At 51.9% G+C, this 4,943-nt stretch carries 6 protein-coding genes; 5 read left to right on the top strand and 1 reads right to left on the bottom strand.

Going from position 1 to position 4,943, the window contains the following annotated elements; translation table 11 throughout:
- Positions 1-288 precede the first annotated feature (288 nt).
- The 3 genes from VJ956_RS07700 to VJ956_RS07690 all read left to right on the top strand — a co-directional run bounded on the left by VJ956_RS07700 (position 289) and on the right by VJ956_RS07690 (position 1,914).
- A complete protein-coding gene (locus VJ956_RS07700; protein ID WP_324083504.1) occupies positions 289-480 on the top strand; it encodes a hypothetical protein in 192 nt (63 codons plus the stop codon).
- A gap of 111 nt (positions 481-591) precedes the next feature.
- Entirely contained in the window at positions 592-1,098 is a 507-nt protein-coding gene (locus VJ956_RS07695) for a hypothetical protein (RefSeq protein WP_324083502.1), read from the top strand.
- A gap of 168 nt (positions 1,099-1,266) precedes the next feature.
- The gene (locus VJ956_RS07690) at positions 1,267-1,914 is read left to right on the top strand and encodes a class I SAM-dependent methyltransferase (protein ID WP_324083500.1); all 648 of its coding nucleotides are present in this window, start codon (positions 1,267-1,269) and stop codon (positions 1,912-1,914) included.
- 264 nt (positions 1,915-2,178) lie between these two features.
- On the opposite strand, the gene VJ956_RS07685 is transcribed toward VJ956_RS07690, so the two are convergent.
- Complete coding sequence (locus VJ956_RS07685) at positions 2,179-2,874, bottom strand: hypothetical protein (protein WP_324083498.1); 696 nt, start codon at positions 2,872-2,874, stop codon at positions 2,179-2,181.
- A gap of 366 nt (positions 2,875-3,240) precedes the next feature.
- Between VJ956_RS07685 and VJ956_RS07680 the strand changes: the two genes are divergently transcribed.
- Both VJ956_RS07680 and VJ956_RS07675 read left to right on the top strand, forming a co-directional pair.
- The gene (locus tag VJ956_RS07680) at positions 3,241-3,507 is read left to right on the top strand and encodes a hypothetical protein (protein ID WP_324083496.1); all 267 of its coding nucleotides are present in this window, start codon (positions 3,241-3,243) and stop codon (positions 3,505-3,507) included.
- Positions 3,508-3,511: 4 nt separating this feature from the next.
- Complete coding sequence (locus tag VJ956_RS07675; RefSeq protein ID WP_324083494.1) at positions 3,512-4,450, top strand: hypothetical protein; 939 nt, start codon at positions 3,512-3,514, stop codon at positions 4,448-4,450.
- The last annotated feature ends 493 nt before the right edge of the window (positions 4,451-4,943 follow it).

The following is a 4,943-nucleotide window of genomic DNA, read 5'->3' as shown; positions in this document are numbered from 1 at the left end:
CAAGCTAATTTTCTGGTCGTCAGAGCGGGAGACCCTACGAGGGATGATTTCAAAGAGCAGTATCAGACTCGCTCAGCCGACCTGTTATTTTTCAACAGTGAAGGCGAGCTAGTCGATCGGCAGGTGGCCCTATTTGATGCTGAGGCGTTAATTGAAAAAGTCACAGACTGATCATGCGTGAAGACATAAGAGAGATGCCGGACACCCATCTACAGCGTCTCCCTGATACTCGATAAAAACACCATGCGCCAAGTATTTTCTAGTTAGGCGTAAAACGGAAGCTGATATATGAAAAATACTTCAACCAACTACATGGGTGCAGGCATTGCGATAGGAATTGGCGTCGGTGTTGCCATAGGGGCCGCAATGGACAACATAGGCGCTGGAATTGCCATTGGAATAGCGGTGGGTGTGGGTATCGGCACTGCCATGTCGGCACCGAAGTCAAATGACGCTGGCAAGGATGAAGAAGAGTCCTGATCGTCATTGTGCTGAGGCGCCTGACTTGGCGCTCAAGCCCGCCACTTCCTTCCCTCGGACCGCCAGGACGCTAGGCGCCCGGCGGCCGCTTAGCTAGGCATTAGGTAGCCTATGGATTCTTCGTTCGAACACCTAAGCGTATTCGCGGAAGTCGCGGCGGCGCTTGTTGGCTTCATTGCAATATTTCTTGTCCTCGTTCGACGCGAGGAGAAATTTCCAGCGGAGGATGCAATAAGAATACGAGTGATGGTGCTGGTCGGATTCGCGGGGATCTCCATGTCCCTATTGCCCATAGCTATCGCTGAAACCAACTTGGATATTGTACAGGTATGGGTCATTAGTAGTGCCGCATTCATTGTCATGATTGGCAGCATAGCGGCGTACACTGCGGTCCGGCATTTTCAGTTGCCGGATACGGCTAGAAAAAATATCCCTTGGAACAATTTGCTCATTGGTTGGAGCTGCGCCGTGGCGGCATCGGGCCTTTTAGCTTCGAATATCTTGCAAATGCCTATTTTCGGTTATTCGTTCTCATATACTGCTTCATTGCTTCTCGTGCTTGCTGTTGGCGCTACAAACTTTTACATAATTGCAATCCAGAAACTATTGGAGCTATGAGGTTTCTGCTCGCCGAAAATTGGAGCCGGTTGGGGATCAATGAGAGCCGATACCGCCGGCCATTTAACAAGTCGTTGGAGCCGGACGCTTGACCGCAGCTACCGCTTCGGTCGGCCGCCCTCAAGTGCCTCTCAACTCGGCGACGTTTTTCTCACGGAGCAATAAATATTGAATAAATCCGAAGAGTTTTGGGATAAAGCTTCAAAGAATTACGACAAAACAGAAGAACGTTTTGAATACATCCATAAAAAGGCCAGGGAAAACACTAGAAAATATCTCAAAGAAAGCCAAATCGTGTTGGATTACGGATGCGGTACTGGCACTGCATCCTGCGAGTTCGCCAGTCTGGTGGAAGAGATTTATGGTATCGATATCTCATCTGAGATGATTCGGATAGCGAAAGATAAATTAGCTGCTAGTGAAGTTGATAACGTAAATTTCGAGAAGGCGGATATTTTCGATAGTAAATATCAAAATGAGTCGTTTGACGTAATTCTGGCCTTTAACATGTTGCATACCGTACCCAATCCACAGAGTGTTGTGCAACGAGTTAATGACCTGTTAAAACATGATGGCCTATTTATTTCTACAACGCCTTGTCTAGGGCAAAAGATGTCATTTTTGGTTAACCTCCAGATACAGTTTGTTCGGGTATTGTGTAAATTAGGAGTAATTCCTATTCCTATCAGAAGGATAAAAAGCACAGACATAGACGAATTACTAGCAATCGGGAAGTTTCAGACAATTGAGTCTGAAAAAATATTCAAAGGAGCATCTAGTTATTTTGTTACAGCAAAAAAGGCACCCAAAACATAACAATCGCATGCAGTCGGAGGCATGGCTGCTCGCTACGCACACATCCATGCCCGGCTGATGCGGGGCGTCATGTGCCTGAGAGAGTTATCGCGTGAACTTGCAGATTATCGGTGGGTATGCTGAACTTTCAGGTATATGTGCGACATGAAACGAAAAATCGCCATTGGAATCTGCGTTGTCCTTCTCGCGTCGGGTATTCTTGGGGTCAGGTCTTGATTCATGCATGGAGGCGGAGAGCGGCTGGTAATGGTCCTGGTGACGTCGTCAGGAAGTCGCCCCGGTCGGCATGGCAAGGCGGCGGCTGTTCTTGAGTTTCTCGAGAAACGGCCTGCGCTCGGCCAGCACAGCCATGCTGCCTTCGAAGGTCTGTACCGACTTGATCGACAGGAAGGCAAGCCGACGGTTGAGCAGGGAATAACTGGCCGCGAGATTGAAGTAGTTGTAGTAGAGGATCAGCGTCTGAATTCCGTCCGTAGGCCGTTTTTCCAGGCCCAGCTTCGCGGCGCTTCTTTCGTTCAGGATATAGCTCGTCGTTCGAACCTTAAGATCGCGCCGGTCAGCTCGCTTGTGCTCATCGATCAGGTTGATCATGCCCTCGATCATCCCGGCCATCGCCAGGCGTTTTCGCTCGCTTGCCGACATGTCCTTTCTAAACAGAAACCAGAAATCGAACAGCGTTCCGGCGTGCAATACCAGGGTCGAATTCCGCTCGGCCTCGCCGAGCAGGAACGGGGAGTAGTAGCGCAGCTTGCCGGACCTGACCATGGCTGGAACGTCCAGGAACGGGGCGATGATGCTCAACACGAGGGCGAACACGAGGAAGATCAGCGGCAGCAGACCGGCCAGGTAAAGCAGGGCGCTGACGGCGCCGATGAACAACAGCGAAACCGATACGAGCCTCGCCTGAAAACGCTTCTGTTCCGCATGCGATTTCAGGAAAAACGGATGCTGGTGCGTCATGTCTTGTGCCCGAGGTCCCCTGGGCGACCGATGCGATTTTGCCAACGGTATCACCCGCATGACCGCCATGCACGGTCACTTTTGAGTCACCAATTTGCTCATGCCGCGCCCAAGTTCTTCGAAGGCAGCATCATATCCTTGCCGTGCATCATCCGGCTGGCTGCAATCGGCTTTCGGAATCGCTGCATAGCCGATTGCTGCGTCAACTGTTCTTTAAATGCACATACGCTATACTGATACCGCATTATGCGTATCTAAACCGCAACTCAGGGTTTCATGGCTGAACTAACTTCCAATTGCCGATGTGCTGACGAGAACCTCCTGGCCAGTAGCGGCTCGCTCAGTCCCTCCGCAAGGGAATGTCTATTGATAATACTGCTTGCATTGATGGCATTTGGCGTCCCAAGCCTGTCAGGATCTGCACAGTCGCAAGGCGGCGATTTCGTTCTCGAAAAATCCACCATAGACGCGGGCGGGCGAATCTCCAGCGGAGGAGTCTTCGAAGTCATCGGCACGATTGCTCAGCCGGAAGCTCGCATTGAACCCGCAAGCGGCGCAACCTTTCAGGTCTACGGAGGGTTCTGGCCCAGAAATGATGAAGGGTTCCTGTTCGTCGATGGATACGAGGGATAACCCCATGAAGCGCATTTCATACCTCCTTGTTTTAACCGTTTTCCTTTATTCGGGATCAGCGCACGGTGTTGGAACCGAATTTACGTACCAGGGCCAGCTCTCGGTGAGTGGTTCGCCGGCCGACGGTCCCTACGATTTCGAGTTTCGATTGTTCGACACCGTAGCGGGCGGTTCACCCATCGGCGGCATTGCGTTGAGCGTCGATGATCTGGAGGTGAGCGAGGGTGTTTTTACCGTCAGTTTGGATTTTGGTCTATCACCCTTTGACGGCAGTGATCTCTGGCTGGATTTGCGTGTTCGCGAAGGCGCTAGCACCAATGCGCTGACAGAGCTCGCCCCAAGGCAAAAACTGACTGCGGTGCCGTATGCTGTTCATTCAGAATTCGTGGCCGCCGGAACCGTCGGTCAAGCTGAAATCAATCCCTCCGAAGTCCAGCGCCGGGTATCTGAGAGCTGCAACGTCGGCGATGCAATCCGGTCGATCCAATCCGATGGCACGGTCATTTGTGAGCCAGTAGGGTCCGATACCGAGCCCGCTGGAGTAACCAGCAGTGCGTTCTTCACGCAAACGTCATTGGACAGCTCAGTTACGAATTTGGGCTCTCAAACGATTACCGCGCCAGATGACGGCGTCATCGTCGCGATCGGCAAAGGGACCTTCAATCTGTCGCACAGTTTTGCCGTTCCGGGCCCGAGAGTCTTGTTTTCGGTTTCTCGAAACCTCGGTTTTCACAGCGTCAGCCCAACTCAGGTCGCTGCCAATGACGACTTCAATAATCTCGATCTTGCGGCGACAGCGATTTCCGCATTTTCTGTGACGGCGGGAGAGCATGAAATCTACTTGATGGGGAGCGAAACCACAGGCAATGGCAACGCAAATGCCAAAGACCTGTCGCTGATCTTGATGTATTTCCCCGCCGAATATGGACCAAATCCTTTCTAGGGAACCTCTGAACAACTGTCGGGAAGAGCTTGTTCGAGTCCATTCAATGAGACAGACCAGACACCTAAGAGAGATGCCGGGAGATGCCGGACACCCATGCACAGCGTCTCCCCTGATAAGACACTGACACTGACAACCCGGACACCCATCGAATAAGAAGCGTCGTGAATTTGACTGGCGGTGCTCAGCTCACGGGCGAAGACCGACAAGAGATATCGCTTTTCGGGCGATCTTCTGGTCAATCTCGGCAAAAATCACAAATCGCAGGCATGCGGAACCTGGCCTTTCGACCACTTGAGCAGAGATCTGAAACACGGTTCTAGCCTGGGCTGAACAGCTGCGCGGCGGCCGTCTGGCCCTTGAGGAAGGACTTTCCAAAACGCTCGGCCAGGTCTCGCATTTTTTCAAGCGGCCCGATGAAGTTGCCGAACCGGGTTTTCTGGCTTCGGTTGATGAATTTGACATACGACGCCGGGTCGATTTTCAGCCGCTC

This window comes from Marinobacter sp. (genome assembly GCF_035268745.1).
Lineage (GTDB): Bacteria > Pseudomonadota > Gammaproteobacteria > Pseudomonadales > Oleiphilaceae > Marinobacter.
Note: the sequence above shows the minus strand (reverse complement) of the source record. Positions and strands in the feature narration are given on the sequence as shown.

What these genes read in the sequence shown, in the direction of transcription:
- VJ956_RS07675 (WP_324083494.1), top strand. Translation starts at nt 3,512, where the DNA reads ATGAAGCGCATTTCATACCTCCTTGTTTTAACCGTTTTCCTTTATTCG.
- VJ956_RS07695 (WP_324083502.1), top strand. Translation starts at nt 592, where the DNA reads ATGGATTCTTCGTTCGAACACCTAAGCGTATTCGCGGAAGTCGCGGCG.
- VJ956_RS07685 (WP_324083498.1), bottom strand. Translation starts at nt 2,874, where the DNA reads ATGACGCACCAGCATCCGTTTTTCCTGAAATCGCATGCGGAACAGAAG.
- VJ956_RS07700 (WP_324083504.1), top strand. Translation starts at nt 289, where the DNA reads ATGAAAAATACTTCAACCAACTACATGGGTGCAGGCATTGCGATAGGA.